The organism is Streptomyces sp. MAI_2237 (genome assembly GCF_054189285.1).
Genome location: NZ_JAJPGQ010000009.1, coordinates 800,778 through 827,378, shown reverse-complemented (window position 1 = coordinate 827,378; position 26,601 = coordinate 800,778). Strand labels below are relative to the sequence as shown.

Annotated in this window: 19 protein-coding genes and 1 pseudogene; 10 read left to right on the top strand and 10 right to left on the bottom strand. The window is 72.6% G+C overall.

The window, feature by feature from the left end:
* Nucleotides 1-138 precede the first annotated feature (138 nt).
* Entirely contained in the window at nt 139-1,797 is a 1,659-nt protein-coding gene (locus tag LN251_RS39160) for a serine/threonine-protein kinase (RefSeq protein ID WP_458248908.1), read from the top strand.
* Nucleotides 1,798-1,945: 148 nt separating this feature from the next.
* Here LN251_RS39160 and LN251_RS39155 read toward each other — a convergent pair whose 3' ends face one another.
* On the bottom strand, nt 1,946-2,671 hold the full coding sequence (locus tag LN251_RS39155) for an SDR family oxidoreductase (RefSeq protein ID WP_458248907.1): 726 nt from the start codon (nt 2,669-2,671) through the stop codon (nt 1,946-1,948).
* Nucleotides 2,672-2,754: 83 nt separating this feature from the next.
* Between LN251_RS39155 and LN251_RS39150 the strand changes: the two genes are divergently transcribed.
* A complete protein-coding gene (locus tag LN251_RS39150) occupies nt 2,755-3,630 on the top strand; it encodes a LysR family transcriptional regulator (protein WP_458248906.1) in 876 nt (291 codons plus the stop codon).
* 264 nt (nt 3,631-3,894) lie between these two features.
* Entirely contained in the window at nt 3,895-6,492 is a 2,598-nt protein-coding gene (rph, locus tag LN251_RS39145) for a rifamycin-inactivating phosphotransferase (RefSeq protein ID WP_458248905.1), read from the top strand.
* A 92-nt stretch (nt 6,493-6,584) separates the two neighbouring features.
* Here the strand turns inward: rph and LN251_RS39140 are convergent, their stop codons facing one another.
* Both LN251_RS39140 and LN251_RS39135 read right to left on the bottom strand, forming a co-directional pair.
* Nucleotides 6,585-7,328: an SAM-dependent methyltransferase gene (locus LN251_RS39140; protein WP_458248904.1), complete on the bottom strand. Its 744-nt coding sequence runs from the start codon at nt 7,326-7,328 to the stop codon at nt 6,585-6,587.
* A gap of 78 nt (nt 7,329-7,406) precedes the next feature.
* Nucleotides 7,407-7,706, bottom strand: a complete 300-nt coding sequence (locus LN251_RS39135; RefSeq protein WP_458248903.1) for a hypothetical protein — start codon at nt 7,704-7,706, stop codon at nt 7,407-7,409.
* A gap of 196 nt (nt 7,707-7,902) precedes the next feature.
* On the opposite strand from LN251_RS39135, the gene LN251_RS39130 reads away from it, so the two are divergent.
* The 3 genes from LN251_RS39130 to LN251_RS39120 all read left to right on the top strand — a co-directional run bounded on the left by LN251_RS39130 (nt 7,903) and on the right by LN251_RS39120 (nt 11,239).
* Nucleotides 7,903-8,595 carry an ANTAR domain-containing protein gene (locus LN251_RS39130; RefSeq protein ID WP_458248902.1) on the top strand — a complete coding sequence of 231 codons (693 nt, stop codon included), beginning with the start codon at nt 7,903-7,905 and terminating at the stop codon, nt 8,593-8,595.
* Nucleotides 8,596-8,906: 311 nt separating this feature from the next.
* Nucleotides 8,907-9,638, top strand: coding sequence for an ANTAR domain-containing protein (locus tag LN251_RS39125; protein WP_458248901.1), 732 nt, complete (start codon nt 8,907-8,909; stop codon nt 9,636-9,638).
* 137 nt (nt 9,639-9,775) lie between these two features.
* Entirely contained in the window at nt 9,776-11,239 is a 1,464-nt protein-coding gene (locus LN251_RS39120; protein ID WP_458248900.1) for an aminotransferase class I/II-fold pyridoxal phosphate-dependent enzyme, read from the top strand.
* 24 nt (nt 11,240-11,263) lie between these two features.
* Here the strand turns inward: LN251_RS39120 and LN251_RS39115 are convergent.
* The 3 genes and pseudogenes from LN251_RS39115 to LN251_RS39105 form a co-directional block, all read right to left on the bottom strand.
* Nucleotides 11,264-12,980: pseudogene (locus tag LN251_RS39115) on the bottom strand (RecQ family ATP-dependent DNA helicase).
* 8 nt (nt 12,981-12,988) lie between these two features.
* Nucleotides 12,989-13,204, bottom strand: coding sequence for a hypothetical protein (locus LN251_RS39110; RefSeq protein WP_458248899.1), 216 nt, complete (start codon nt 13,202-13,204; stop codon nt 12,989-12,991).
* A 56-nt stretch (nt 13,205-13,260) separates the two neighbouring features.
* Entirely contained in the window at nt 13,261-15,015 is a 1,755-nt protein-coding gene (locus LN251_RS39105) for a SpoIIE family protein phosphatase (RefSeq protein WP_458248898.1), read from the bottom strand.
* Nucleotides 15,016-15,303: 288 nt separating this feature from the next.
* Between LN251_RS39105 and LN251_RS39100 the strand changes: the two genes are divergently transcribed.
* Nucleotides 15,304-17,295 (top strand): hypothetical protein, encoded by a 1,992-nt coding sequence (locus tag LN251_RS39100; RefSeq protein WP_458248897.1) that lies wholly within the window; start codon nt 15,304-15,306, stop codon nt 17,293-17,295.
* A gap of 63 nt (nt 17,296-17,358) precedes the next feature.
* On the opposite strand, the gene LN251_RS39095 is transcribed toward LN251_RS39100, so the two are convergent.
* On the bottom strand, nt 17,359-17,940 hold the full coding sequence (locus tag LN251_RS39095; RefSeq protein ID WP_458248896.1) for a hypothetical protein: 582 nt from the start codon (nt 17,938-17,940) through the stop codon (nt 17,359-17,361).
* A gap of 239 nt (nt 17,941-18,179) precedes the next feature.
* Here LN251_RS39095 and LN251_RS39090 point away from each other — a divergent pair, with 239 nt between their 5' ends.
* Entirely contained in the window at nt 18,180-19,988 is a 1,809-nt protein-coding gene (locus LN251_RS39090; protein WP_458248895.1) for a stealth family protein, read from the top strand.
* A 507-nt stretch (nt 19,989-20,495) separates the two neighbouring features.
* Nucleotides 20,496-21,626 carry an SGNH/GDSL hydrolase family protein gene (locus tag LN251_RS39085; protein WP_458248894.1) on the top strand — a complete coding sequence of 377 codons (1,131 nt, stop codon included), beginning with the start codon at nt 20,496-20,498 and terminating at the stop codon, nt 21,624-21,626.
* 28 nt (nt 21,627-21,654) lie between these two features.
* Here LN251_RS39085 and LN251_RS39080 read toward each other — a convergent pair whose 3' ends face one another.
* Both LN251_RS39080 and ctaD read right to left on the bottom strand, forming a co-directional pair.
* Nucleotides 21,655-22,221: a hypothetical protein gene (locus LN251_RS39080; protein ID WP_458248893.1), complete on the bottom strand. Its 567-nt coding sequence runs from the start codon at nt 22,219-22,221 to the stop codon at nt 21,655-21,657.
* Nucleotide 22,222: 1 nt separating this feature from the next.
* Entirely contained in the window at nt 22,223-23,920 is a 1,698-nt protein-coding gene (gene ctaD, locus LN251_RS39075; RefSeq protein ID WP_458248892.1) for an aa3-type cytochrome oxidase subunit I, read from the bottom strand.
* A 325-nt stretch (nt 23,921-24,245) separates the two neighbouring features.
* On the opposite strand from ctaD, the gene LN251_RS39070 reads away from it, so the two are divergent.
* Nucleotides 24,246-25,859, top strand: a complete 1,614-nt coding sequence (locus LN251_RS39070) for a GAF domain-containing protein (RefSeq protein ID WP_458249521.1) — start codon at nt 24,246-24,248, stop codon at nt 25,857-25,859.
* An 11-nt stretch (nt 25,860-25,870) separates the two neighbouring features.
* Here the strand turns inward: LN251_RS39070 and LN251_RS39065 are convergent, their stop codons facing one another.
* Complete coding sequence (locus LN251_RS39065; RefSeq protein WP_458248891.1) at nt 25,871-26,587, bottom strand: response regulator; 717 nt, start codon at nt 26,585-26,587, stop codon at nt 25,871-25,873.
* Between the last annotated feature and the right edge of the window lie 14 nt (nt 26,588-26,601).

The following is a 26,601-nucleotide window of genomic DNA, read 5'->3' as shown; positions in this document are numbered from 1 at the left end:
GTGGACGGCCACCGCGACCGCGCCTGATGGCCCTTTGTCATCAGACCTTGCCAAAAGTCCTGTTACGGCACCGCAAACCCCATACGCTGAAGGACGGCCATGAGCCGGGGGCTGGGGGGCGGGGGCATGGATCCTCGGATGCGGTTGTCGGTGGGCGGATACGTCTACGAACGCGAGCTCGGACGGGGCGGGCAGGGGGTGGTGTGGCTCGCCCGGGACCGGGCGGGACGCCAGGTCGTGGTGAAGTTCCTGCTGCCGGGCAAGGAGTACGACGAGATCGCACTCGCCCGGGTGCGCCGCGAGTTCGGCGCGGCGAGCCGGGTCGGCGAACTGGCCACGGCGCGGGTCCTGGACGCCGACCTCTCGGGCCCGCACCCGTACATCGTCAGCGAGTTCGTCCCCGGGCCCACCATCCACCAGCACGTGGCGGCGGGCGGCCCGTTGACCTCCGGGCGGCTGCAGTCCGTGGCCCTGGCCGTGGCCCACGCGCTGGCCCAGGTGCATCGCGTCGGGGTGGTGCACCGGGACATCAAACCGTCCAACATCCTGCTCTCCCCGGACGGCCCGCGGATCATCGACTTCGGCATCGCCAGGGACGACCGGCTGCTGGAGTCGGCGCTCACCACCCCGGGCAGCGTGCTGGGCTCGCCCGCGTACATGTCGCCGGAGCAGGTGAAGTCCCACCGGGTGACCAGCGCCTCCGACGTGTTCTCCCTCGGCGGCACGCTGTACTTCGCCGCCACGGGCCGGCATCCCTTCGACGGCGAGAGCGACTACGAGGTGCTGGTCGCCGTGTGCGAGCGCGAGGCGGACCTCACGGCGGTGCCGGAGCCGGTCCGTTCGGCCGTCGCCGACTGCCTGCGCAAGGACCCGGCGCGACGCCCCACCGCCGCCGAACTCGTCGCCCGGCTCGCCGCGGCGGCCGAGGCGACGGAAAGCGCCCACGCCCAGGTGGCCACGCCGGCACCACCGCGGCCGCCGGCACCGGTGCGCGGGAGCGGCGACCCGGTCGGCGGCGCGAGCGGCAAGCAGTTGCGGTTGTGGGGGCTCGCGGCCGGCAGCGCGGCGGTGGCGGTGCTGCTCGCCGTCGTCCTCCTCGCCACCTCGGGCGGATCGTCGGGCAAGGGCGGCTCGCGGGCCGACGGCTCCCTCTCCGCGTCGGCCGGGAGCTCCAGGAGAGCGGCGGGCTCCCCACTCCAGTCGTACACGGACGATCTGACCGACTCCGGTGACTGGACGCACAAGGACCCGGCGCTGGCCAGGATCACGCACCAGGGCGGGACCATGCTGGTCGATCCCCGGTCCGAGCTGGAGGTGTGGCCGCAGGCGCCGTTCCGGCCGTCGTCCTTCGCGGTCCGGCTGAGCACGCAGACGGCCTGGTACGGAGGCGAGGGCGGGGTCGGACTGTGGTGCGACGGCTCGGGCGACTACCGCACCGGCTCCCGCTGGGCGACCTACCTGACCACCGATCAGGAGGCGTTGATCGTGCGGGAGTTCCGGTTCAAGGGCGCCTTCCAGCACGACAGGGTCGTCGAGGTGAACCTCGCGGACGTGGGACTGCGGGTGGACAGCCGGCAGCTGGTCGACATGGCCATGAACTGTTCGTCGGCCGGCGCCGGCCTGATCAAGGTCGACCTGGCCGTCGACGGCAAGCACGTGGCCTCCTACACCGGAGCCGCATTCGACCGGCGGGGCTGCGGCGTGGCCGCCTTCCACTACAGCGCGACCGACCCGCGGGGCACGGCCTTCCACGCGGGCTTCGAACGCTTCACCGCGTCGGAGCCGCCGGCACGCTGACCGCGCGAGTGCGGTGCCCCGGCCCGGCCCGGTGGCACGCCGCCGGGCCGGGCCGGGGCGGTTCCGCCACGTACAGGAGCCAGACGCTCGTCGCACAGTTCCATGGCGTCGCCCCTCGCGCCGCCGATGCCATGCGCACCGCGCGGCATCACCACGGGACGACGCCGTCGTCGTCGAAGAAACCGCCGCGCGGGCCCTCGTCCGGCAGGGTCGCGAGCCGGATCGCGATCGCGGCACCCTGCTCGGGCGTTCGCGGTGCGGCGAAACCGGTGAAGTCGGTCGCCACATAGCCGGGGCAGCAGGCGTTGACGATGACGTGCGTGTCGGCGAGCTGCCGGGCGTACTGCGTCGTGATGCCGTTGAGCATCGACTTCGACGGCGCGTACGCGGCCAGCACCGGGCCCGGCTGCAGGGCCAGCGATCCCATGCTGCTCGACATGTTGACGATGCGCGGCGAGGCGGCGCGGCGCAGCAGCGGGAGCATCGCGTTCGTCACCCGCACGACGCCGAAGACGTTCGTGTCGAGGACCGTACGGACGACGTCGAGGTCCAGCGTCGTCGGATCCTGCGCGCCGCCGTCGGCCCGCCCGGAGATGCCCGCGTTGTTGACGAGCACGTCGAGTCGCCCCGCCGTCTCCTCGATGGCGGCCGCCGCCTCCGTCACACTGCCGTCGGAGGTGACGTCGAGCGCGACCCCGAACGCGTCGACGCCCCCGGCACGCAGGCGCGCGACGGCCTCCTCGCGCCTGCCGTCGTCGCGGGCGCCCACCGCGACCGTGAAGCCGATCGCCCCGAGCCCCTGGGCGATGGCGAAGCCGATTCCCTTGTTCGCGCCGGTGACCAGCGCGGTCTTCGTGTCGTTCACCCGGCCCATGCTCGGCGCGCCGCCCGTGCACCGTCCAATACCGGTTCGGGCCGCTGTGATACCCGGCGGGTATCTGTCAGTAGGCTGCCGGCGTGGTCGATCTCGAGACTCGCGAGCTTCGGTACTTCGTCGCCGTCGCCGAGGAACTGCACTTCGGACGCGCCGCCGACCGGCTCGGCATCGCGCAGCCGCCTCTGTCGCGCGCGATCCGGCTGCTGGAGCGGCGCCTCGGCGTCCAGCTCCTCGACCGGGACCGGCGCGGTGTGGCGCTCACCGAGGCCGGCCGGGTGCTGCTCCGGGAGGCCGCGACGGCCCTCGACGCGGTGGCGGCCGCGGCGCGCCGGACGCGCCGCGCCGCGGACCCGCAGCGGCCCCTGGTCCTGGTCACCAAGGCCGGGGCCTCCCACGAACTGCTGCGACGGCTCCTCGACGCGCAGGCGGCGGAACCCGGTGCCGCACCGGTCGAGGTCCTCCTCTGCGAGATCGGTGAGCAGGCCCGACTGCTCCGCGACGGGCAGGCCGACGTGGCGCTCATGCACCGCCCGTACGACGACCTCGCCGGATTCGACACCGAGGACCTCCACGTCGAGGGCCAGGTCGCCATCCTTCCCGCGGGACATCCGCTCGCCTCCCGCGACCGGCTCACGCTGGCCGACGTGAGCGACGTCCCGGACCTGCCGATCGCCCGCTGGCCCCGCCTCGACGGCTCGTACCCCGAAGGCCCCGGCCCGGAGGTGCGTACGCAGTCGACGCTCGCCCAACTCGTGGCGCTCGGCCGGACGCTGCTCGTCATCCCGGCGTCCAGCCGTGCCTGGCAGTGGCCCGAACACGTCGCCGTCCCCGTCGTCGACGCCCCCCGCGTCACCACGGTGCTCGCCTGGCCGTCCGGGAGCCACTCCCTGGCCGTGGCCTCCCTCGTGAGGTCGGCGGCCGCACTCCGCGACACGGCGCCGCCGGCGGACGCCTGAGCGTTCTGTTCCGGCCCACGGCCGATCCGTTTCGGCGGCCGGAGGGGCCGCGGAACGACGAAGGCGAGGAGTGCTCTCCTCGCCACTTTCAACTTATAACCCGGTGGGGGGCTTGCGGCAAGGCCCCCATCACCCCGCAGAATCGTCCGCCGAGGTCACGACCTGGGCAAACGAGGGGCACGACATGGGTGGACCGTTAGCCGGGGCAGGCGTTCGGCCGGCCAGTGCGGTGCGAGAGGGCACGGCTGCCACGGAGGAGTCGCGATGAGCGAGCAGTACGTGCTGGATCTTCAGGAGTTCGACGAGACGCAGGTCGCGGTCGTCGGCGGCAAGGGCGCCCACCTGGGCGGCCTGGCACGGATCGAGGGCGTCCGGGTGCCGGGCGGCTTCTGTGTGACGACGGACGCCTTCCGGCAGATCATGGCGCGGGTCCCCTCGATGGCGGACCGGCTCGACGAACTGTCCCGCCTGGACCCGGGCGACCGGGAGGGGATCGGCACCCTCAGCGCACGCATCCGCCGTGCCATCGAAGGAATGCCGATCCCGGACGACATCGCGGCCGAACTCACCGGCGCCATCGCCCGCCACGGCGAGCACGCCGCCTACGCCGTCCGGTCCAGCGCGACGGCGGAGGACCTGCCGACGGCGTCCTTCGCGGGCCAGCAGGACACATATCTGAACGTCGTAGGAACGGCGGCGGTCCTGACGCACATCAGCCGCTGCTGGGCCTCCCTCTTCACCGAGCGGGCCGTGACCTACCGCCGGCGGAACGGCATCGACCACCGCACGGTCCACATGGCCGTGGTCGTGCAGCGGATGGTCTTCCCCCGGGCGGCCGGCATCCTGTTCACGGCCGACCCCGTCACGGGCAACCGGAAGGTCGCCACGGTGGACGCCGGCTTCGGGCTCGGCGAGGCGCTGGTCTCCGGCCTGGTGAACCCGGACGTCTTCAAGGTGCGCGACGGCGAGGTGATCGCCAGGACGATCGCCGCCAAGGAGCGCGCCGTCCACGCCCTGCCGGACGGCGGTACACGGGAGGTCGCCGTCGACGAGCGGTCGCGGGAGCAGCCGGCGCTGACGGATGAGCAGGTCCTGCGGCTGGTGCGGCTCGGCCGGCGCGTCGAGGCGCACTTCGGCCGCCCCCAGGACATCGAGTGGTGCCTGGTCGACGACGACTTCCGCATCGTCCAGAGCCGTCCCGTCACGACGCTGTTCCCCGTACCCGAGACCGACGACGGCGAGAACCACGTCTACGTCTCCGTCGGCCACCAGCAGATGATGACCGACGCCATGAAGCCGCTGGGGCTCTCGGTGTGGCGGCTGACGTCCATGGCGCCGATGCACGTGGCCGGAGGGAGGCTGTTCGTCGACGTCACCCGGCAGCTGTCCTCGCCCACGGGCCGTGCCGCTCTGCTGGACCTCATCGGGCGGGGTGATCCGCTGACCAGGGACGCGCTGGAGACCGTCCTCGACCACGACGGCTTCGTCCCGACGCTGCCGGACCCGGGCCCCGGCGGACCGCCGGCCAGGCGCGCGCCCGCGTCGGTCGAGACCGATCCGGCCGTCGTCACCGGCCTGATCAAGCGCAACGAGGAGTTCCTCGCCGCCCTCGAGCACGACATCCGCGGCCGGAGCGGACCGGCGCTGTTCGACTTCCTGCTGGAGGCCTTCGAGGAGCACAAGCGGGTTCTCACCGATCCGCTCAACCTCCCCGCGATCATGGCGGGGATGGAGGCCACCTGGTGGCTCAACGACAAGCTGCGGGAGTGGCTGGGCGAGAAGAACGCGGCCGACACGCTCACGCTGTCCGCCCCCGGCAACGTCACCTCGGAGATGGGCCTGGCGCTGCTCGACGTCGCGGACGCCGTCCGACCGCATCCGGAGGTGGTGGCGTTCCTGCGGTCGGTCGGGGACGAGAACTTCCTGGACGACCTGGCCGGCCTCCCGGGCGGGCCGGAGGCGCGCGCCGCCATCGAGACCTACCTCGACCGGTACGGCATGCGCTGCGTCGGCGAGATCGACATCACGAGGCCCCGGTGGCGCGAGCGCCCCGACACGCTCCTGCCGCTGATCCTGGACAACGTCAGGAACTTCGAACGGGGGGCCGCGCAAAGGCGGTTCGAGGAAGGACGGCACAGGGCTCGGGAGAAGGAGCAGGAGGTGCTGTCCCGCCTGCGGGCGCTGCCGGACGGCGACCGCAAAGCCGACGAGACCCAGCGGATGATCGACCGGGTGCGGACCTTCATCGGGTACCGGGAGTACCCCAAGTACGCCATCGTCAGCCGCTACTTCGTCTACAAGCAGGCGTTGCTCCAGGAGGCCGAGCGCCTGGTGCGGGCCGGCGTGCTGCGAAAGAAGGAGGACGTCTTCTACCTCACCTTCCCCGAGTTCCACGAGGCCGTCCGCACGATGCGGGTGGACGAGGCGCTCGTCCGGCGGCGCGAAGAGGCGTTCCGGGCGTACCAGGCGCTCACGCCGCCACGCGTGCTCACGTCGGACGGCGAGTGCCTCAACGGGGCGTACCGGCGCGACGACGTACCGGCCGGCGCGCTGATCGGTCTGCCGGTCTCCGCGGGGACCGTCGAGGGACGCGCCCGCGTCATCCTCGACATGGCGCAGGCCGATCTCGAGGCGGGCGACATCCTGGTCACCGCCTGCACGGACCCGAGCTGGTCGCCGCTGTTCGTCGGTATCGCGGGCCTGGTGACGGAGGTCGGCGGTCTGATGACGCACGGCGCGGTGATCGCCCGGGAGTACGGGCTGCCGGCCGTCGTCGGCGTGGAGCGTGCCACCCGGCTGATCCCGGACGGCCGGCGCATCCGCGTGCACGGCACCGACGGCTACGTGGAGATCCTGCCCTGACCCCTGACCCCTGACCCCTGACCCCTGACCCCTGACCCCTGACCCGTGCCCCTTGGGCCCTGGCACCCGACCCCTTGCCCCTGACCGCCGGCTCAGTCGGAGCCGGGTGTGCGACGCAGTACCAGCGAGAAGAAGCCGAAGGCGTCCCGGTACACGCGAAGCCACTCCGTGCGCCGGGTGGTGGCCGTCCGCAGTGCCTGCGCACTGTCCGGGTCGTCGGGGTGATCCAGGGCCCAGGCGGCAAGGGAGCCCCAGCAGGCCCATTCGTAGTCGTCCAGTTCCTGGCGCGTGCTGACGTGCCCGTCGACGGGGGTCCAGCCCTCGGCGACGACCCGCTCCACGGTGGTCGCCAGGTCGGTGAAGTCCCCGAGCATCTCGACGGCCTCCGGCGAGGGCGTCCCGTCCCAGAAGCCGTCACCGACGAGGACCCGGCCGCCGGGAGCCAGGTGCCGACGGGCCGCGGCGAGCGTGGGGAGCAGGCCGCCGAAGGCGTGCGCGGCCCCGAAGCTGAGGACCACGTCGAACGGCTCCTCGGACGCGAACTCCTCGGCCTTGCGGTGGTGCAGGACGAGCCGGTCCCGTACCCCGAGATCGCTCGCCCGGGCGGCCGCCTCGGCGAGGGCCTCCTCGGAGATGTCCACCCCTTCGGCCCGTACCTCCGGCCGCATGGCCAGGGCGCGCAGCAGCCATTCCCCGGTGCCGCAGCCGAGGTCGAGGACCCGTTCGTCGCCCCTGGGCAGGCCGCGTTCCAGCAGGCGGCGCACCGAGTCGTCGGCGAGCGGGGACTTGATCGGGTGTTCGGTATGAGCGATCCGGGAGATCTGTTCGCGGTTCACCGGGGCAGCGTGCCAACCGCGGAGCGCGCCCGCACCTCATTTAGCGTGCGGCGCGCATGACTTGAGCGAGCGGTTCTCTCAGACGAGTGGCTCGTCCCGCCGGTACGGCGCCAGCACGCGATGCAGCTCCTCGGTCACGGCGACGGGCGCTTCCCGCCGCTGGACCACGTTCAGCAGGTGTTCCGCCACGGTGGCGACATCCATCCCGACGGCGCGGCCCAGATCCACCAGCACCTGCCGTGCCTCGGCGAGGGGCACCGGCCCGAGCACGGCCAGAGCGCCTTCCGCCATGTGGACGGCGGACTGTGCCGCGAGGGCGCGACGGAGCTGGGCGTCCTCCGACGGCGCCGGGTGAAGGTTGAGGACGCGTGATTCCAATCTGGGAACGTGCATACGACCGCCTTGGCGTGAGACCGGGAACGCTCTTCTACCCGCAATCACCGGCTCGATGGGGCGATGAGCGCATGGTCACAGCACCCTCACCGTTCGCGGGCCTCATCGCCCCGCACGGCCGGGGCGCGCGAGTGGGTGGGCGGTAGGCTGGCCGAACCGGGGATCGAGGCGGGTGGTGGCGGTGGAGTGGCGAGAGTTCGCCGAGGCGATGGCCCAGCTCGCGCGGAGCCTGCTGGCCCAGGAGTCGGTGCAGGGGACGCTCGACGAGATCGCGCAGGCGGCCGTGCGTCTGGTGGAGGGTTGTGACGCCGCCGGGATCCTGGCGGTGCGCAAGGGCCGGGCGGTCACCCTGTCGGCCTGCGGGGATGTGGTCGAGGCCTCCGACCGTCTGCAGGGCGAGCTGGCCGAGGGCCCCTGTTTCGATCTGGCCCAGCGGGCGAACGGGGAACGGGTCTTCCGGATCGAGGACATGACACAGCCGCAGGAGGCCTGGCCCCGGTTCGCGGCCGCGGCGCGCGACCTGGGCATCGGCAGCATGACCGGGGTGCTGCTGTACACCCACGACGAGGACTTCGGCGCGCTGAACCTGTACGCTCGCCGCCCCGGCGCGTTCGGGAAGGACATCGAGACCGCCGGCTGGCTGCTGGCCTCGCACGCAGCCGTCGCCCTGGCCGACGCCCGCACCATCGACCAGCTCGAGGACGCCATGAAGACCCGGCACGCCATCGGTGAGGCCATGGGCATCCTGATGGAACGCCACAAGCTGAGCGAGGACGACGCCTTCGACGTCCTGCGCCGCATCTCCCAGCAGCACAACGTCAAGCTGCGCGACGTGGCCCAGCGGGTCCGCAACAACCCTCCGCGGCAGACCTGATCTCTCGTCGCCCGCGAGGGCGGGGCCACGGGCGGGCAGGTGTCGGGGGGAATCGCACCCGCCCGGCCCGTGGGCAAGGACCCGCACGGGGGAAGCGGGCCTTGCGGGCCTTGATCACGGCCCACCGGTTACAGCGCACGACGCACCGCATGTGTCACACGGGCCCCGCCGCCGGTGAGTCCTGCCGCACGACCTCCTCCGAGCGGAAGCCCTCGGAACGAAGACCTCGGTCCGCGTCGCATCACGCCGCTCAGCGGGTAACCGCACGTTCCGGAGCCCTGGAGAAGCCCTGACACGGGAGGTGACGGGCGGTGGATCGGCTGGATGGCGACCAGCGCGCGCTCGACATGATCGACTGGCTGACGGAGACCGCCTCCGTGCGCGACTTCCTGCAGCACCTGGTGGACGACGCCGTGGGCAACTCGGGGGCGGACGGCTGCGGGGTGACGCTCCAGCGACGCGAGCGGCCACTGACCGTGGTCAGCACCGGGGGAGTGGCCGACAAACTGGACGAGAAGCAGTACGGCCAGGACGACGGCCCCTGCCTTCAGGCCCTGCGCACCGGCCTGGTCGTCCATGTGCCGGACACCTTGCACGAGAGCCGCTGGGGTTCCTACCCGTCGTTCGCGGCCGACCTGGGCATCCGTTCCTCGCTGTCCCTGCCGGTACCGGTGGGCACGCACACCGCCGGGGCGCTGAACTTCTACGCCACCCAGCCGGACGCCTTCACGGAGGGCGACCGTGCCACCCTGGCGTCGTTCGCCGCCCAGGCCGGCGGAGCCATCGCGCTGGCGCAGCGGCTGGCCGACACGGAGGACTTCACGCGCGAGCTGCAGAACGCGCTCGTCTCCCGCCGTCTCATCGACCAGGCCATCGGCAGCGTCATGGAGCAGCACAGGTGCACGGAGGAGGAGGCCTTCGACCTGCTGCGCCGGTTGTCGCAGGAGACGAACGTCAAGCTCCGGGACGTCTGCACGCGCCTGCTGACCAACCTGGCCGGACGGCCTCCGACGCCGAGGCCACCGCTGCGCCCCCGGCGCTGATGCCGTGAGGGAACACCGGCCGCACGGCTCCTGACGGCGGGCGCGGCGTTTGAGCACCCGGGCCCGGTCTACACGGTGTCCAGGGGGCGAGGCCGTACGGCCGGTCCCCGGAGCAGGTGGATGGACGTGGAGGAGCCATGGATCACTCGCGGGTACCCGTCCTGGAGGCGCTGCAGGAATTCCGGCGCCGTGGAGACGTGGTCTTCGGGCCGCCGGGCCACAAGCAGGGCCGAGGCGCCGACCCGCGGGTCGCCGAGATCGTCGGCATGGACGTGTTCCGGTCGGACGTGCTGTCCCTCAACGGCCTGGACGACCGCCGCCAGTCCCAGGGCGTGCTCAGCCAGGCGCAGGAGCTGATGGCGGACGCCGTCGGCGCCGAGCAGGCGTTCTTCTCCACGTGCGGCAGCTCCCTGTCGGTCAAGACGGCCATGCTCGCCGTGGCCGGTCCCGGGGAGAAGCTGCTGCTGTCCCGCAACGCCCACAAGTCGGTGATCTCGGCCGTCGTCGTCAACGGTGTCGAGCCGATCTGGGTGCACCCCAAGTTCGACCGTGAGCGGCACATCGCCCATCCGCCGGAGCCCGACGACGTACGGCGGCGTCTGCAGGAGCACCCGGACGCCAAGGGCATGCTGCTGATCACACCCACCGACTGGGGTACCTGCGCCGACATCAGGGGTGTGGCCCGGGTGTGTCACGAGGCCGGCGTCCCCCTCATCGTCGACGAGGCATGGGGTGCCCACCTGCCCTTCCACCCCGAGCTGCCCGCCTGGGGCATGGACGCCGAGGCGGATCTGGTGCTCACCAGCGTCCACAAGATGGGCGGTGCGATCGAGCAGAGCTCGGTCTTCCACCTCCAGTACGACCGGGTCTCGCCCGAGGCGCTCAAACAGCGTGAGGACCTGCTGGGCACCACCAGTGCCTCGACCCTGGTGTACGCCACCCTCGACGGCTGGCGGCGCCAGATGGTCGAGCAGGGACACGAGCTCCTGGACGCCGCCCTGCGCCGCGCGGAACGCGTGCGCGCGGCGGCCGGCGACCTGCCGGGCCTGCGGCCCATGGGCGGGGAGATCGTGGACGAGGGGCTGGCCGCGGACTTCGATCCGCTGAAGATCGTGATCGACGTGCGCGAACTCGGCGTCAGCGGCATGCAGGCCGCCGAGTGGCTGCGCGCCGAACGGCACGTGGACGTCGGCGGCTCCGACACCTGCCGCATCAGCGCATCCATCACACACGCCGACGACGACGAGACCGAGAAGGTGCTGCTGGACGCCCTGCGCGCCCTCGTCGACCGCGCCCACACCATCGAGCGCCGGCCTCCGGTGCACCTGCCCGAGCCCTCCACCCTGGAGCTGGAGCAGGCCATTCTGCCGCGCGAGGCCTTCTTCGCCGAGGTCGACCACGTGCCGGCGGAACAGGCCCCCGGACGCATCGCCGCGGAGATGATCAGCCCCTACCCGCCGGGCGTGCCGGCCATCGCCCCCGGCGAGGTCATCACCGCCGACGTGCTCGACTACCTGCGCAGCGGCGTCGAGCACGGGGTGCTCATCCCCGACGCCGCGGACCCCACGGTGAAGACACTGCGCGTCGTGGCGCGGCGCTGACGCCGCTCACGGGACCGGGCCAGGTCAGCGCTGGTCGCCTTCGCGCGCCGTGAGCAGTTCCTGGTCGGCGATCGCGGCCAGGGACAGCGTCCGGTAGCCCATGGAGTCGAACAGCACGGTGATGCGGTCGCCCTCCTCGCTCATCACCGTGCCGTCGCCCCATTCCCTGTGCCGCACCAGGGCGCCCGCCGGATAGGACGGGGCCGCGGGATGGGCCGGCCGGTCGCCGTCGCTCTCGCCGACCCCGTCGACGACCGTGTCCTCCGCGGAGGCGGAGGCAGCGCCCGATGCGGGCGCGCACACGTCGCAGGCGCCGCAGGGCGCCTCGTACGGCTCGCCGAAGTAGCCGAGCAGGAAACGCCGGCGGCAGCCCGTCGCCTCGGCGTATCCCAGCACCATCTCCAGCCTGGACCGCTCCAGCCGGCCGCGGGCGCGGGCCTCCTCCGCGGCGCGTGCGGTGGCGTCCTCGGGCGTCGTGCCGTCGACCACGTGCACCCGCCCCTGGTCGTCGGCCCGCACGGCACCCGCCTCGTCGAGGAGGTTGACCGCGGCCGTCACCCGCCGGTGCGTGAGGTCGGTCCGCTCGCCGATGTCGTCCAGCGGCAGCCACCCGCCGTGCTCGTGGACCTTCTCCACCACGGTGCCGAGCGTCTCCTCGTCGGGCACGCGGTGGGCGAAGAGGTGCTGCAGGGCGCTGTCCTGGGGCCGGTAGTGCAGGACGGCGACCGCGGGCTCCCCGTCGCGGCCCGCGCGGCCGATCTCCTGGTAGTAGGCGTCGAGCGACCCCGGCACGGAGGCGTGGAGCACGAACCGCACGTACTCCTTGTCGATGCCCATGCCGAAGGCGCTGGTGGCGACCACCACATCGGTCTCACCGGCCAGGAAGGCGTCGTGCACCCGGGAGCGCTCACCGGACGCGAGACCGGCGTGGTAGGCGGCGGCGGACAGGCCGAGTCCGGCGAGGTCGGCCGCGTACTCCTCGGCGTCGCGGCGCGTGGCGGTGTAGACGATGCCCGGCTTGGGTTCCGCCGCGGCGCGCTCCACCACGGCCCGCCGCTTGTCCGCGTCCTCCTGGAAGCGGCGCACCTCCAACGCGATGTTCGGCCGGTCGAAGCCGGCGACGACGAGCGCGGGGTCGTCCATGTCCAGCCGCCGCACGATCTCCTCGCGTACGGGGGGCGCGGCGGTGGCCGTCAGGGCGAGGACCGCGGGCCGGCCCACGCGCTGGATCGCCTGGGACAGGCGCAGATAGTCGGGACGGAAGTCGTGCCCCCACGCGGCCACGCACTGGGCCTCGTCCACGACGAACAGGGACGGCCCGGCCGCGGCCAGCCGCTCGACCACGTCGTCCTTGGCCAGCTGTTCGGGGGAGAGGAACAGGAACTCGGCGTCGCCGTGGCGTACGGCGTCCCAGGCGGCCGCCGTCTCGCCGGCGGCCCTGCGCCGAGTTGACGGCGACGGCGCCCGGCGCCCGCCGGTGGCCGAGCAGGCCGGCGATCTGGTCCCGCTGGAGGGCGATGAGCGGGGAGACCACGACGGTGGGACCGGGCAACAGCAACCCGGCCACCTGGTACACCGCCGACTTCCCGGCACCGGTCGGCATGACGACCAGGGCGTCGCGCCCCTGGAGGACGGCCCCTATCGCGGTCTGCTGGCCCGGCCGCAGCTCAGGCCAGCCGAACACCTCGGCGGCCGTCCGCCGCAGCCGTTCCCCGGCTCGGTCGTCGCTCTCGTTCGTCATGCGCTCTCTCACTCGGAGTCTTCCGTCGGTTCCCGGAACTCGGGCGCGAGCGGTCCCCGGTCCTCGGCGTCGTGCACCGTGAACGCGGCGGCGCTCGTGTCGTGCTCGATGGCCCCATGTACCGAGGGCTCCTCCTCCATGACGCCGGCGCCGTCCGCGGTCGTGGGCTCGTCGCCCTGGTCCTCGCGTGCCCGGTCGGGCCGTCCGTCGTCGGGGTCGGTCATGCGGTCACCTCCGGTCGAAGAACTCGGCGCGGCGCGAGTACCCGAACCGGGGCGGCTCACCGCCGGTGGCCGGAAGCGCTCCAGTCCGTCGCGTGGCCGGGGGTGCGCAGGGCCAGCAGGGCGACGTCGTCGTCGTTCTCGGCCGGCCGGACGCGGCGCAGCAGCTGGTCGGTGAACGGCCCGAGGGGGCGGTGGGCCAGGGCGGCGGCGTGCCGGCGCAGCCGGTTCAGGCCCACGTCCAGGGTGTGGCCGCGCGCTTCGACCAGTCCGTCGGTGTAGAGCACCAGGGTGGAGCCGGGAGGGAGGGAGACCGTGGCGTCGGAACGGTTGGTCCGGGCACCGGTGCCCAGGAGGAGGCCGTGGCCCTGGGTGAGGTAGTGGGTCAGGCCGTCGCGGCTGATCAGCAACGGCGGCGGGTGGCCCGCGTTGGTCCAGGACAGCCGCCAGTGGCCTTCCTCCGCGGCCACGAGCCGGCCGAAGATCACGGTGGCCATGGAGACGTCGGTGATGTGCTGGATCGCCTCGTCGAGCCGTTCGACGATACGGCTGGGCGGTTCCTGCTGGGACCAGGCGTAGGCGCGGAGCATGTTGCGGACCTGGGCCATGCCGGCCGCGGCCTCCAGGTCGTGGCCGACGACGTCTCCGATGGCCAGGGCGGTGGAGCCGTCCGACAGGCGGAAGGCGTCGTACCAGTCGCCGCCCACCTGCGAGGCGTGCGGCGCGGGCAGGTAGCGAACCGTCATCTGCAGGTCCGGCACGCCCGGCATCTGGGGCAGCAGATGGTTCTGCATGGTCTCGGCGACCTTGCGCTGTCGCTGGTAGAGGCGGGCGTTGTCCAGCGCGAGACCGGCGCGGCGGGCGATGTCCTCGATCAGCGGGAGTTCGGCGGAGGTGAAGGCCACCGGGTTCTCGGAGCGGCCCACCGTCAGGGCGCCCAGTACGTCGCGTGTGCTGCGGATGGGCGCGATGGCCGCGGAGTGTATGCCCGTGGCCTCGAACAGGCGGCGCTGCTCGACCGCGATGCCGGCGTCCGGTGGCTTCTGGTACGTCTGCTGGTCGGCCAGGGTCGAGGCGACCCCGCGCAGGGCGCGGGAGAGCGGCATGGGGGACTCCTCGGGGACCGGCGGCATCGGGCCCTGCAGGTCCTCCCGGTCGACCAGGGTGCCGTCGTCCTCGGCGTGGACCACGACCGTGCGCCACACCTCGTCGCGCTCGCTGATCAGGTCGACGACCGCCCAGTCCGCCAGCCGGGGCACGACCAGCTCCACCAGCCGGCGCAGCGTCTCCTCGGTGTCCAGCGTGGACGTGAGGCGCGCGGTGGTCTCGGCCAGCAGGGCCAGCCGTTCCAGCTCCGGCATCGGCCCGGCCGCCGGCTGCGGCTGCGGCAGCGGCTCCAGCGGGTCCTCGGCGGTGTGGAAGACGATGAGGGTGCGGCCCCCGTCGGCGGCGACGTCGTACGGCGTGATCATCCAGGAGATGGGCAGCAGGGTGCCGTCCGCGCGCGCGAAGTAGTCGATGTCGGCCTGGGCGGGGCGCCTGTCGTGGAACGCCTGGCGCATCCTGCACTGCGTCCTCGGCAGCGTCTGGCCGCGCGGTCCGCGGTGCAGCAGCTCGTGTGCGTCGTGGCCCAGCAGATCCTCGGCCGGCCAGGCCAGCATCCGCTCGGCGAGCACGTTGGCGGCGATGATGCGTCCCTCGTCGTCCACGACGTAGGCCCCGGCTCCGATGGCCTCCAGTGCCGTGGTCAGCTCGGCGGACGGCGCCGGCACGGCCTCGCGCCGTGCGGTCCGCCTGTTCACCGGCTCGGCCATGTCTTCACCTTCTCGTCGTTCGCGCCGCAGCTGCCCCCGGCCCCGGGTGCCCTTCCCGTATGCCCTTCCGGAGCGGAAGTGCACACCGCTTCGAACTCCTGCCCGAAGCCCGCGCGAAGCGGAGTGAGAACCGGTGTGAATCGACGGTGAACAAATTCCGATCTCCGGGTGCACAACCCTGCGCCCTCGGTCCAGGTCGAACTGGCATGCGCGGTGCTACCGCCCGTAGTCAGTTCCGTGGGGGGAACCTTGTCCATGATGGCCCGTCGGTTGTGTGGTGTCCTGCGCGTGCGCGGGACGACTGACCTGCTTCTCGTTCTTCTGCTGGCCGCCGGTTTCGCGGCCCTGCCCGTCTGTGCGCTGGTGCCGTCGCTGGGCGGCTTCGCCGTGGCGTCGACCGTGAGTTATCTCGCGGACGAGGCGCTGCACGTCCGTGCTCCCGGTTTCGTCCGCCGGCTGGCGACGCTGCAGCTCGACCGCACGCTGCGGTTCGCCGTCCGCACGGTGATGCTGCTCGCCCTCGCCGACCGGATGGACGCGCCCGACGCCGTGCTGATCACCGCGCTCGCCGTCTTCAGCGCTCATTTCGCGCTGGTGATGCTGTTCACGGCGCTGCATCACGCGATCCGCAGACGGCGGGTGCTGCCGCTGGTGGTGCGCAACCTCGACATGAGCGCGCTGCCCATCCCGAAGCAGCCGCCCGCCTTCCTGTTCCGGCGCTTCCTGCGCAAGCTCCTCCATCTGGACCTGGCCGCCCACGCCGGACTCCTGGCCGCGCTGGCCACCGGCACCTGGGAGCCGGCGTACGCCGGATTCGCCGTGACCGTCGGCGTGACCGCGGCGGCGGTGACCGCGCTGCTGGGGCAGTACGTCCGGGTGCGCCGGATGCCCTCGCGAGAGGAGATCCTCGCCGAGGTCGATCGCCGACTCGCCGCTCACCGCCCCGAGGTGGCCCTGTACTTCAGCTTCGCCGCGGTGTCCCGGGACTTCATGTACCAGGTCAACATGTGGATCGAGACGCTGGAGCGGCTCGACCGGCGCCCGCTGATCATCCTGCGTGAGCGGGCCTCGTTCCACCATCTCAGCCGTACCCGGCTCCCGGTGCTCTGCGTGCCCAAGGCCGACGACCTCGCCGAGCTCGACCTGTCCGGAATCCGGGTCGTGCTGTATCCCGGCAACGCCGGCAAGAACGTGCACATGCTGCGCGTGGCCGAGGCCAAGCACGTCTTCATCGGCCACGGCGACAGCGACAAGCTGGCCAGCAGCAACCGGGTCAGCAAGGTCTACGACGAGATCTGGGTGGCCGGCCGGGCCGGACGCGACCGCTACCGGCGCGTCCGGCACGCCATCAGCGAGGAGGCCATCGTCGAGGTGGGGCGCCCGCAGCTGGCGCCGATCCGGCTGCACGCCGACCACACACCGGGCCCGCGGCCGGTCGTCATGTACGCCCCCACCTGGGAGGGCTGGAGCGACGACGACTGCCACACCTCCCTGATCCCGATGGGCGTTCCCCTCATCGAGAAGCTCCTCGCCGACGACGTCCGGATCCTCTACAAGCCGCATCCGCTCACCGGCAGGCGTTCGGCCGAGGCGGCCGCCGCGGACCGGGCGATCCGTGAACTGCTGGACGCCGACAACGAGCGCCGGGAGGCCGCGCCGTCGCGGGCGGCGTCCGCCGCGGTCCGCTCACGGCTGGCCTCGATCCGGTCCCGGATCGACGAACTGACCGGACGGCAGGCCGGCGACGACGCCCAGCAGACCCGGCAGGCGCGTCCGCCCGAGCACGACGACGCGGCCGAGTGGCACGCCCTGCACGCCGAGTGGCACCGGCTCTTCTGGGAGAGCCGCGGCCCGGTCGCGCACCACGTGGTCGTGGAGCAACTGCCCTCCTTGTACGAGTGCTTCAACCAGGCCGACGTGCTCATCAGCGACGTGTCGTCGGTCGTCGCCGACTTCGTCGCCAGTCTCAAGCCGTACGTGCTGACCAATGCCCACGACCTGCCGGACGAGGAGTTCAGGGCCGCCTACACCACGGCGGGCGGCGCCTATCTGCTGGACCGTGCCTGCGATCGCCTCCCGGAGATCCTGCGCGCGGTGCGTGAGCCGCGGCTGGACCTCATGGCCCCTGAGCGCCGCACGCTCAAGGAGTACGTCCTGGGCCCGGACCACCCCACCTCCATGGCGCGGTTCAACGCCGCCGTCGACGCCCTGGCCGACAAGGGCGCGGCGGAGCTCGCCGAAGACCGGACACTGTGGGAATCCACCGACCTCGTCGGGTGAGTGAACAGGGCATACACGCCTCAGGGCCGGCCGACGCAGGGCCGGTCCTGGGCGCCGCCCGGCTCAGCCCTCGCGCGGGTACGGGGTGACGGTCACGTCCAGGGTGAAGGCGACCCGCGCCGCGCCCGCCACGTCCGGTGCCTTCGCCGGCGCGGTGACGCGGGCGCCGCCGCCCCGGGTCCCGGCGCACCGCAAGGTGGCGTGCGCGGTGCCGTCGGCGTCCAGACGCCAGCCGGTCACCACGACGAAGACCGGCGCCGAACTGCGCACGTCCGTCCACCGTTTGTCGTCCACCCGCGGCCGCAGCACCAGGGAGATCACGGTCCCCGGTCGTACGCACAACCGCCGCTGAACCGGGTCGCCCGGCTCGACGGTGACCCTGGTCAGCCCCGCCACACAGCCGGTGGCCGACGGCGAGGGCGAGGCCGCCGACGCGGGCGGTGCGGAGGACGAGGACGGTACGGAGGACGAGGACGGTACGGAGGACGAGGGCGTCGGGGAGGGCCGCGCCGGGGTGCCGGACGAAGGCCCCGTGGAGGGGCTGCCCGAGGGGCTGCCGGACGGCCGCCCACCGCCGTCCGACGAGCCGCACGCGGCCAGCGCCAGCACCGCGGCGAGCATCCACGCTCCGGTCCACCACCGCATGCGCGTACCTCCCGGCTCGTTCGTGTTCCTCCCAGCATGCTCCGCGTTCCCCGACGAAGCCGCCAGACGTCCGACCGCGCCCGCACGACACGCACGGCCCGCGGGGCCGTGAGCATCCGAACGTCCCCCGGTTGTCTGCCCGTCCGGCCCTCGATCAAGGACGGCGGGCCCCCGCGCCGGCGCCCTCCACGGCGGGACAGTGAGCAGGGAGAACATGTGACGCATGGGGGGACAACATCATGAGGACGGCAACTCCCCACAGACGCAGGACGTCCGAGGCGGCGCCGGCGGGATTCGCGGTCCACCGCAGTCTCGAGGGCTCCGCCCTGCTGCGCGCATACCGCCGCCTCGTTCCCGGCCGGGTCAGACGCGCCGTCGTGGCCCGTACGTCCCTCGCGGCCCGTGCGCGGATGAAGCAGTACCTCGCGGTGGTGCCGTCCCTGCGGCACCTTCTGGGCAGGACGCGCGCGTACGTATTGCGGTGCCTGCGACCGAGCCTGTACCGCGGCCCGGACCGCGCCGTGCGTCTGGTCCGGGACGTCCCCAAGGCGGTCTTCGTTTTGCCGGACGTCTCACCGCTGGCGGCACGCGACGCCAACGCGGCGGCGGTGCGCCGCACCCTCGACGACGCGGGCATCGACTACTTCTGCGTCCGCGGCCGCAGCCACACCGCGGCGGCCGTCGCGGTCGCAGCCGACGACCGCCGGCCCGTCCTGCGCGCCCTGGCCGCGGCGTGCCGTGCCCGGCCGGGCTACGTCTGCTCCCTCGACACGCGGTGGAACGACCGCAGGGCCACCCGGCCCGGCTTCCACCGTGCCGCCTGGCGCCGCCTGGCCCTCGCCGACGTCATCCGCGTGACCTGGTACCACGGTGACCCGGACGGTCGGCTGACGCTGGGGCCCAAATACGGCTGCGACGTGGAGTTCTGGCCCCGCGAAGGCGACGTGCTGCTCGCCCCGCGCCCCAACCACACGGCCGACCGGGTACCGCGCACGGACGCCCCGGTGTACGCCTCCGACTCCCTGTTCACCTGGCTCGCCCCCGCCGAACCGCCGTTGCCGCGGGTGCGTACGCGCAGGGAGTTCGCCCGCCCCGCGCCCGACGACATCCGCTTCCCCGTGGACGCCGTGTACACCTGGGTCGACGGCGACGACCCGGAGTGGCTGCGCCGCCGCGCGGCCTGCACGGGGCAGGGCTACCACGAGGAGGCCGCGAACGCGGCGCGCTACCTCAACCGCGACGAACTGCGCTACTCACTCAGGTCCTTGCACCTCTACGCGCCCTGGGTGCGCACCGTCTACCTCGTCACCGACGAGCAGAGCCCCTCCTGGCTGGACCTCGGCGTGCCCGGTCTGCGCGTCGTCAGCCACAAGGACATCTTCGACGACCCGAGCCTGCTGCCCACGTACAACTCGCACGCCATCGAAAGCCAACTGCACCACCTCGACGGCCTGTCCGAGCACTTCCTCTACTTCAACGACGACGTCTTCCTCGGCCGGCCCACCACGCCCCAGGACTTCTTCCTCGCCAACGGCCTCACCAAGTTCTTCCCTTCGACCGCCCTCATCCCGCAGGGCCCGCCGACGGACGAGGACCCGCCCGTGGCCGCCGCGGGCAAGAACAACCGGGCCCTGATCGAGGCCGCGTTCGGCACCACGATCAGCCAGAAGATGAAGCACACCCCGCACGCGCTGCGGCGCAGCGTCCTGTACGAGATCGAGGAGCGGTTCCCCGTCCAGCACCACGCCACCGCGAGCCACCGGGTGCGCAGCCTCGACGACGTGTCGATCGTCTCCTCCCTGCACCACTACTACGCCTTCCACACCGCCCGTGCCGTCCCCGGCCGCCTTCGCTACGCCTACCTCGACCTCTCCCACCCGGCGCTCGCCGCCCGCCTGGGCAGCCTGCTGGCGCGTCGGGACCGGCACGTGTTCTGCCTCAACGACACCGTCTCCCAGGCACAGGACCTGCCGGCCCAGGAGGACCTGCTGGTCCGGTTCCTGCAGGCGTACTTCCCGCTTCCCGGTCCCTACGAGAATCGGAGCTGAACTCCCTTGTCCAGCAGCCCACTTGAAGTTCGCCGGACGATCGCGTTCCGATCGGGGGATTGATCGCGGCGGGCCGGGGTATACGGGCGCCGTGTCACCGGAGTGGGGCGGCGCGGTCCTGGGGAGGTCGTGCGCCGCCCCGCCCATTCCCCGCACGAGCCGGGTCCGGTCCGGGCCGCCCATGACGTCGACGGGGAGGGCCCCGACCACTTCTCGTGGTCCCTGATTACGCGGTGCGCAGCCCCCCGCTGCTCCTCCGCGTCTCTGTACGGGGCCCTCCCCGTCCCCTCAACCCAATCATCGGCGCCCCGCCCTGGACAGGGCCATGCGGCCCTGCCTGCCTTCCCCGAGGGTCCCTCCTCGAAGTCGATGGCCGCTCACAAGGGGTTGACCCGGGCCGGTGGGACGGTCACCGTGGGACGACGCCACTATGGGAGCGCTCCCACCGTGGCGTCCCAGCTCGCTCGGACCGCCGTCACCGACCGACCGGAGGATGCCCTCATGCCGATGCTTTCGACACCCTGCTTATCCCGCAGGACCCTGCTGACCGGCGTCGCCGCGGGCCTGGCCGCCGCGGTCGCGTCTCCCGCGCGGGCGGACACCGCATCGGCGGACACCGCACCGGCGCGCTTCCACACCGCGGGCCGGGTCGAGCAGGCCGCCGACGGCTTCGTCCAGTACACGTGGCCCGGCGTCTGGTTCGAGGGACGGTTCCGCGGCACCGGTGTGGGCATCGTCCTCGACGACGCCGACAACGACTACGACGTGTCGATCGACGCGAGGACCGCGGCCACACTCGTCACCCCGGGCCGGACCACCTTCTGGATCCGGGGCCTGGCGGACGCCGTGCACAGCGTACGGCTCGTCAAACGGACCGAGAGCCCGTGGGCCGCGGGCCGGTTCGGCGGCTTCGTCGCCGTTCCCGAAGGCGCGGTCCTGCCCGCGCCCCGCCCCCGCAGACGGCAGATCGAGTTCATCGGCGACTCGTACACCGCCGGCTACGGCAACCTCTCCGGCACGCGCGACTGTTCGGGCAACGGCGGCGTCAACCGGAACAGCGACGCCGACCTGGCCTTCGGCGCCCTGACCGCGCGCCGCCTCGACGCCGATCACCAGATCAACGCCTTCTCCGGCCGCGGCATGGTCCGTAACTACAACGGCAGCAGCCCCGGCACCGACTTCCGCACCTACTACGACCGTGCGCTGCTGAACGTCGAGGGCGACGTCTGGACCAGGCCGGCCGGCTGGCGGCCGCAGGTCGTCGTGATCGGACTGGGCATCAACGACTTCTCCACCCCCCTCAACCCGGGCGAGCGCTGGAGCACGGCCGCCGAGCTCGTCGCCGACTACGAGCGCGCGTACCACGGCTTCCTCGACAAACTGCGCGCCCAGTACGGCCCCGGGACGTTCCTCTTGGTCAGCGCCACGCGGCTCGCCGACACCACGGTGTTCGCCGAGACGACCCGGCGGATCGTACGAACCCGCAACGACCGGGGCGACGACCGGGTCGGCCACTGGTACTACGACGGCGCGGGCCTGGACTACCTGGGCTGCGACTGGCACCCCTCGGTCCACGACCACCGGATCATCTCCGGTCTGCTCGACGAGCATCTCGCCGCTCTTCCGCTGCGCTGGTAGCCGGACAGCCGCCCGTCCCGGACGCCCTTCAACCCGGGGGGTGCGTGCGGCCTGGCGCCGGGCGGCGGCGGGCCGTCCGCGCGTGTGTGGCCGCGAGGACGAGGATCAGGCCCGCGACCGCGACCGGCGCCGCGGCCACCAGCCAGTCGATCCCGCCGCCCGTCGCCGGGCTCACCGTGACGGCGGCGGCGACCGCGGCGACGGCCAGGGCGGAGCCCAGAAGGACGGCGAAGACATACCGGGCGCTGTCGTCACCTCTGCCGTGCCGGGGCGGGCCCGGGCTCAACGCCGCCCACTGCCGGGCCACTTCGCGCCGCTCGTCCCGGCGCCGGACGAGTGCACGGACGCGGAAGCCGGCCGTGACGGCCGCGCCCGCCGCGACCGTCCCGGCCACCAGCCACCATGTCTCGACCACGAACAGCAGGACGGCGACGAGGCCCGCGGTGCCCCAGCCGCTCAGACAGGCCGCCGCGGCCAGGCGGCGGGAGTCCGGGCGGTCGGCTCCCGCCCGCAGGTCGACGAGGGCGGGGACGTACCAGACACAGCCGGACGCGGTCACCAGGGCGGTGCCGACCGCCAGGACGGCCTGTGCCATGTCACCTCACCGCCTCGGCCTCGAGCGCGGCGATCTCCGGGTGGTGCAGGTCGAACGCCGGGGACTCGGACCGGATGCGGGGCAGCGAGGCGAAGTTGTGGCGCGGGGGCGGGCAGGACGTCGCCCACTCCAGCGAACGGCCGTAGCCCCAGGGGTCGTCGACGCCGACCGGCTTGCCGTACTTGGCCGTCTTCCACACGTTGTAGAGGAACGGCAGGATCGACATGCCGAGCAGGAACGAGCCGATCGTCGAGACCGTGTTGAGGGCGGTGAAGCCGTCGGCCGCCAGGTAGTCGGCGTAGCGGCGGGGCATGCCCTCGGCGCCCAGCCAGTGCTGCACCAGGAACGTGGTGTGGAAGCCGATGGTCAGGGTCCAGAACGTGATCTTGCCGAGGCGCTCGTCGAGCATCTTGCCGGTCATCTTCGGCCACCAGAAGTGGAAGCCGGCGAACATCGCGTACACGACCGTGCCGAAGACCGTGTAGTGGAAGTGCGCGACCACGAAATAGGAGTCGGAGAGGTGGAAGTCCATCGGCGGCGAGGCGAGGATGACGCCGGTCAGGCCGCCGAAGACGAACGTGATGAGGAAGCCGGTGGTCCACAGCATCGGGGTCTCGAAACTCAAGGACCCCTTCCACATCGTGCCGATCCAGTTGAAGAACTTCACGCCCGTGGGTACGGCGATGAGGAACGTCATGAACGAGAAGAACGGCAGCAGCACACCGCCGGTGACGTACATGTGGTGCGCCCACACCGTCACCGACAGACCCGCGATCGCGATGGTCGCGCCGATCAGGCCCATGTAGCCGAACATCGGCTTACGGGAGAAGACCGGGACGACCTCGGAGACGATCCCGAAGAACGGCAGCGCCAGGATGTACACCTCCGGATGGCCGAAGAACCAGAACAGGTGCTGCCACAGCAGCGCCCCGCCGTTCGCGGCGTCGAAGACGTGTGCGCCGAACTTGCGGTCCGCCTCCAGCGCGAACAGCGCGGCGGCCAGCACCGGGAACACGATGAGGACCAGCACCGCGGTCAGCAGCACGTTCCACACGAAGATCGGCATGCGGAACATCGTCATGCCCGGCGCGCGCATGCAGACGATGGTGGTGATGAAGTTGACCGCGCCCAGGATCGACCCGAAGCCGGACAGCGCCACGCCCATGATCCACAGGTCGGCGCCGAGCCCCGGCGAGTGGACCGCGTCGGACAGCGGGGCGTACAGGAACCACCCGAAGTCGGCGGCACCGCCCGGGGTGAGGAAGCCGAACGCGGCGATCGAGGAGCCGAACAGGAAGAGCCAGTAGGCCAGCATGTTCAGCCGCGGGAAGGCGACGTCCGGGGCGCCGATCTGCAGCGGCATGATCCAGTTGGCGAAGCCGGTGAACAGGGGCATGGCGAACATCAGCAGCATGATCGAACCGTGCATCGTGAACGCCTGGTTGAACTGCTCCTGCGACATGATCTGCATCCCGGGCCGCGCGAGCTCCGCGCGCATCAGCAGCGCCATCACACCGCCCACCAGGAAGAACACGAAGGCCGTGACGAGGTACATCGTCCCGATCTTCTTGTGGTCGGTGGTCGTCAGCCACTCCGTCCAGGACGGCCGGCTCTCCGCCGGTCCGGCCGGCCGTCCCGCCACGGCGACCACGGCCTTGGGGCGCGCGGTTGCCACCTGCTGTATCTGTGCCTCGTCCACCGGACGGCGTCCTCCCGATCTGCTCATGTCGTGCGACGGGCCGGGAAGGGCCACGGACGAGGGATGTGACCGGGCCTTCCGGGCCGCCGCCACATGATCGACCGAGGGGTACCCCGTCCCGATAGGGTCCAAAGGCCCCCGCGCCAGGGACCCCGAGGGGGCCCAACGGCCCCTCTTCGCACGGGCGGGCCTGCGGACCCCCGGGTCAGGACCTCGCCTGTCGTACGCTGCTGAGCACCACACCGGCCCAGGAACGGCGGGTATGTCCGAATCACCAGCGCAGGCGGCGCCGCCGTCGCACCCACGCCTCGACGTGCCGGAACGCATGCACGGTCTTCTCAGAGCGGTCATGAACCTGGGGCGCGGGCTGGAGCTGTCCCAGGTGCTGCGCGGCATCGTGGAGGCGGCCGTCGAACTCACCGACGCCCGGTACGGCGCCCTGGGCGTGATCGGCGAGGGACGGCGGCTGTCGCAGTTCCTGACCGTCGGCATCTCCGAGAACTCGGCGGACCGGATCGGCCGGCCCCCTCGCGGGCGGGGCCTCCTCGGCGAACTGATCCGCCACCCGGCTCCGCTGCGCCTGACCGACCTGACCCGGCACCCCGGCAGCGTCCCCCTCCCCGAACACCATCCGCCGATGCGCGGCTTCCTGGGTGTGCCCATCCGCGTGCGGCACGAGGTGTTCGGCAACCTGTATCTGACCGAGAAGCGCGGCGGCGCGGACTTCGACGCCGACGACGAGGCCGTCCTGACGACGCTGGCCAACGCGGCCGGGGTGGCCATCGACAACGCCCGCCGGTATCACGACAGCCGTCGCCGGGAGCAGTGGCTGGAGGCGCTCGGCGAGATCAGCCGCAGTCTGCTCGCCGGCACCGAGGCGCGCGCGGTCCTGGGACTGATCGCCCGGCGCGCGAGTGAGCTGGCCGACGCCGACCAGGCCGTCGTCCTGCTCCCGTCCGGCCCCCGCGCAAACCGGCTCACCGTCGAGACCGCGCACGGCGCCGACGCCGAGGGGCTGCGCGGCCGGTCCTTCCCGGCGGACGGTTCCCTCGCCGGGCAGGCCGCGCGCACCGGCAGAGCCGCGGCCACCGCGGACGCCGAGAACGACCCCCGGGTACGGCCACTCGCCGCCGCGGACGGCACGGCTCTGTACGGGCCCGTCGTCGCGGTCCCGCTGCCTCTCGACGGCGCGGCCGGCGGCGCGTTGCGGCTGAGCCGGCGCAGCGGACGGGCGGCCTTCGACGAATCCGAGGTCCAGCTCGTCTCCCGGTTCGCCGACCAGGCCGCCCTCGCCCTCGAACTCGCCCGGCGCCGCGCCGAGTCCGGGGAACTCGCCGTCCTGCGCGAACGCGACCGCATCGCCCGCGACCTGCACGACCTCGCCGTTCAGCGGCTCTTCGCCACCGGCATGACCCTGCGGAGCACCACGCGCACCCTGGGCGGCGCGGACGCCGCCGAACGCGTGGGACGGGCGGTGCGGGACCTGGACACCACCGTCGAGATCATCCGTACGGCCATCTTCGAACTGCGGTCCGCCGGTGACGACCGGGGCGGAGCGGGGCTGCGCCGCCGTATGCCCGAGACCGTGCGGCTCGCGGCCGGGGTCCTCGGGTTCAGCCCCGCTCTGCGGATCGAGGGCCCGGTGGACTCCACGGTTCCCGCCGAGGTCGCCGAGCAGGTGCTCGCCGTGACCGGCGAGGCGCTCGCCGGCGTCGCCCGGCACACCGGCGCCACCCGGGCGGATGTGGTCCTGGCGGTGCCGATGACCGGGGACCGCCTCACCCTCACCGTGACGGACGACGGCACGGCCCCGCCCGCGGACACGGCCGGTGACGGGCCGCCCGTGGGTGCCGAGCACCATGGCGGGACGCTGAGCGTCGAGTCCTCGGCGGACAGCGGCAACCGACTGGTGTGGCATCGGCAGTTGCCCGCCGACTGAACGGCCGCCACCTACCGCGAGGGCCCCTGTCGCTCGCGCAGCCGGCCGGCCAGCAGCGCCGCCTGGACCCGGCGGTCGACGCCCAGTTTGGCCAGGATGGACGAGACCCGATTCTTGATCGTCTTCTCGGCGAGGAACAGCCGCTCGGCGATCTGACGGTTCGTCAACCCTTCGCCGATCAGGTCCAGGATCTCCTGCTCGCGCGGTGACAGCCGCTCCAACTCGGGCGACACGGCCGGCTCCGGTTCCGGCAGCGGGGCCCGCAGCCTCGCCATCACCCGCGCGGTCGCCCGAGGGTCCAGCAGGGACTGCCCGCCCGCCACCTTGCGCACCGCGTCCACGAGGTCGGAGCCGTCGATCCGCTTGAGCACGTACCCGGCCGCGCCCGCCATGATCGCGTCGAACAGCGCCTCGTCGTCGTCGAACGAGGTCAGCATCAGACAGGCCAACTCGGGCAGTCTCGCCCGCAGTTCCCGGCAGACCTCGACCCCCGCGCGGTCGCCGCTGCCGTCGTCGCCCAGCCGCACGTCCAGCACGGCGACGCGCGGGCGGACGGCGGGCACCCGGGCGAGCGCCTCCTGGGCGGTCGCCGCCTCCCCGGCCACGGTGATGTCCGGTTCGGCCTCCAGCAGGTCGCGCACCCCCCGGCGTACCACCTCGTGGTCGTCGAGGATGAACACGCGCAGCGGTGCGGCGGGTGCGGGGGAGCGGGCGGAGTCGGTGTGCATGGGAGCTTCCACGG

What these genes read in the sequence shown, in the direction of transcription:
- LN251_RS39160 (WP_458248908.1), top strand. Translation starts at nt 139, where the DNA reads ATGCGGTTGTCGGTGGGCGGATACGTCTACGAACGCGAGCTCGGACGG.
- LN251_RS39155 (WP_458248907.1), bottom strand. Translation starts at nt 2,671, where the DNA reads ATGGGCCGGGTGAACGACACGAAGACCGCGCTGGTCACCGGCGCGAAC.
- rph (WP_458248905.1), top strand. Translation starts at nt 3,895, where the DNA reads ATGAGCGAGCAGTACGTGCTGGATCTTCAGGAGTTCGACGAGACGCAG.
- LN251_RS39120 (WP_458248900.1), top strand. Translation starts at nt 9,776, where the DNA reads ATGGATCACTCGCGGGTACCCGTCCTGGAGGCGCTGCAGGAATTCCGG.
- LN251_RS39110 (WP_458248899.1), bottom strand. Translation starts at nt 13,204, where the DNA reads ATGACCGACCCCGACGACGGACGGCCCGACCGGGCACGCGAGGACCAG.
- LN251_RS39105 (WP_458248898.1), bottom strand. Translation starts at nt 15,015, where the DNA reads ATGGCCGAGCCGGTGAACAGGCGGACCGCACGGCGCGAGGCCGTGCCG.
- LN251_RS39095 (WP_458248896.1), bottom strand. Translation starts at nt 17,940, where the DNA reads ATGCGGTGGTGGACCGGAGCGTGGATGCTCGCCGCGGTGCTGGCGCTG.
- LN251_RS39090 (WP_458248895.1), top strand. Translation starts at nt 18,180, where the DNA reads ATGAGGACGGCAACTCCCCACAGACGCAGGACGTCCGAGGCGGCGCCG.
- LN251_RS39085 (WP_458248894.1), top strand. Translation starts at nt 20,496, where the DNA reads ATGCTTTCGACACCCTGCTTATCCCGCAGGACCCTGCTGACCGGCGTC.
- LN251_RS39080 (WP_458248893.1), bottom strand. Translation starts at nt 22,221, where the DNA reads ATGGCACAGGCCGTCCTGGCGGTCGGCACCGCCCTGGTGACCGCGTCC.
- LN251_RS39070 (WP_458249521.1), top strand. Translation starts at nt 24,246, where the DNA reads ATGCACGGTCTTCTCAGAGCGGTCATGAACCTGGGGCGCGGGCTGGAG.
- LN251_RS39065 (WP_458248891.1), bottom strand. Translation starts at nt 26,587, where the DNA reads ATGCACACCGACTCCGCCCGCTCCCCCGCACCCGCCGCACCGCTGCGC.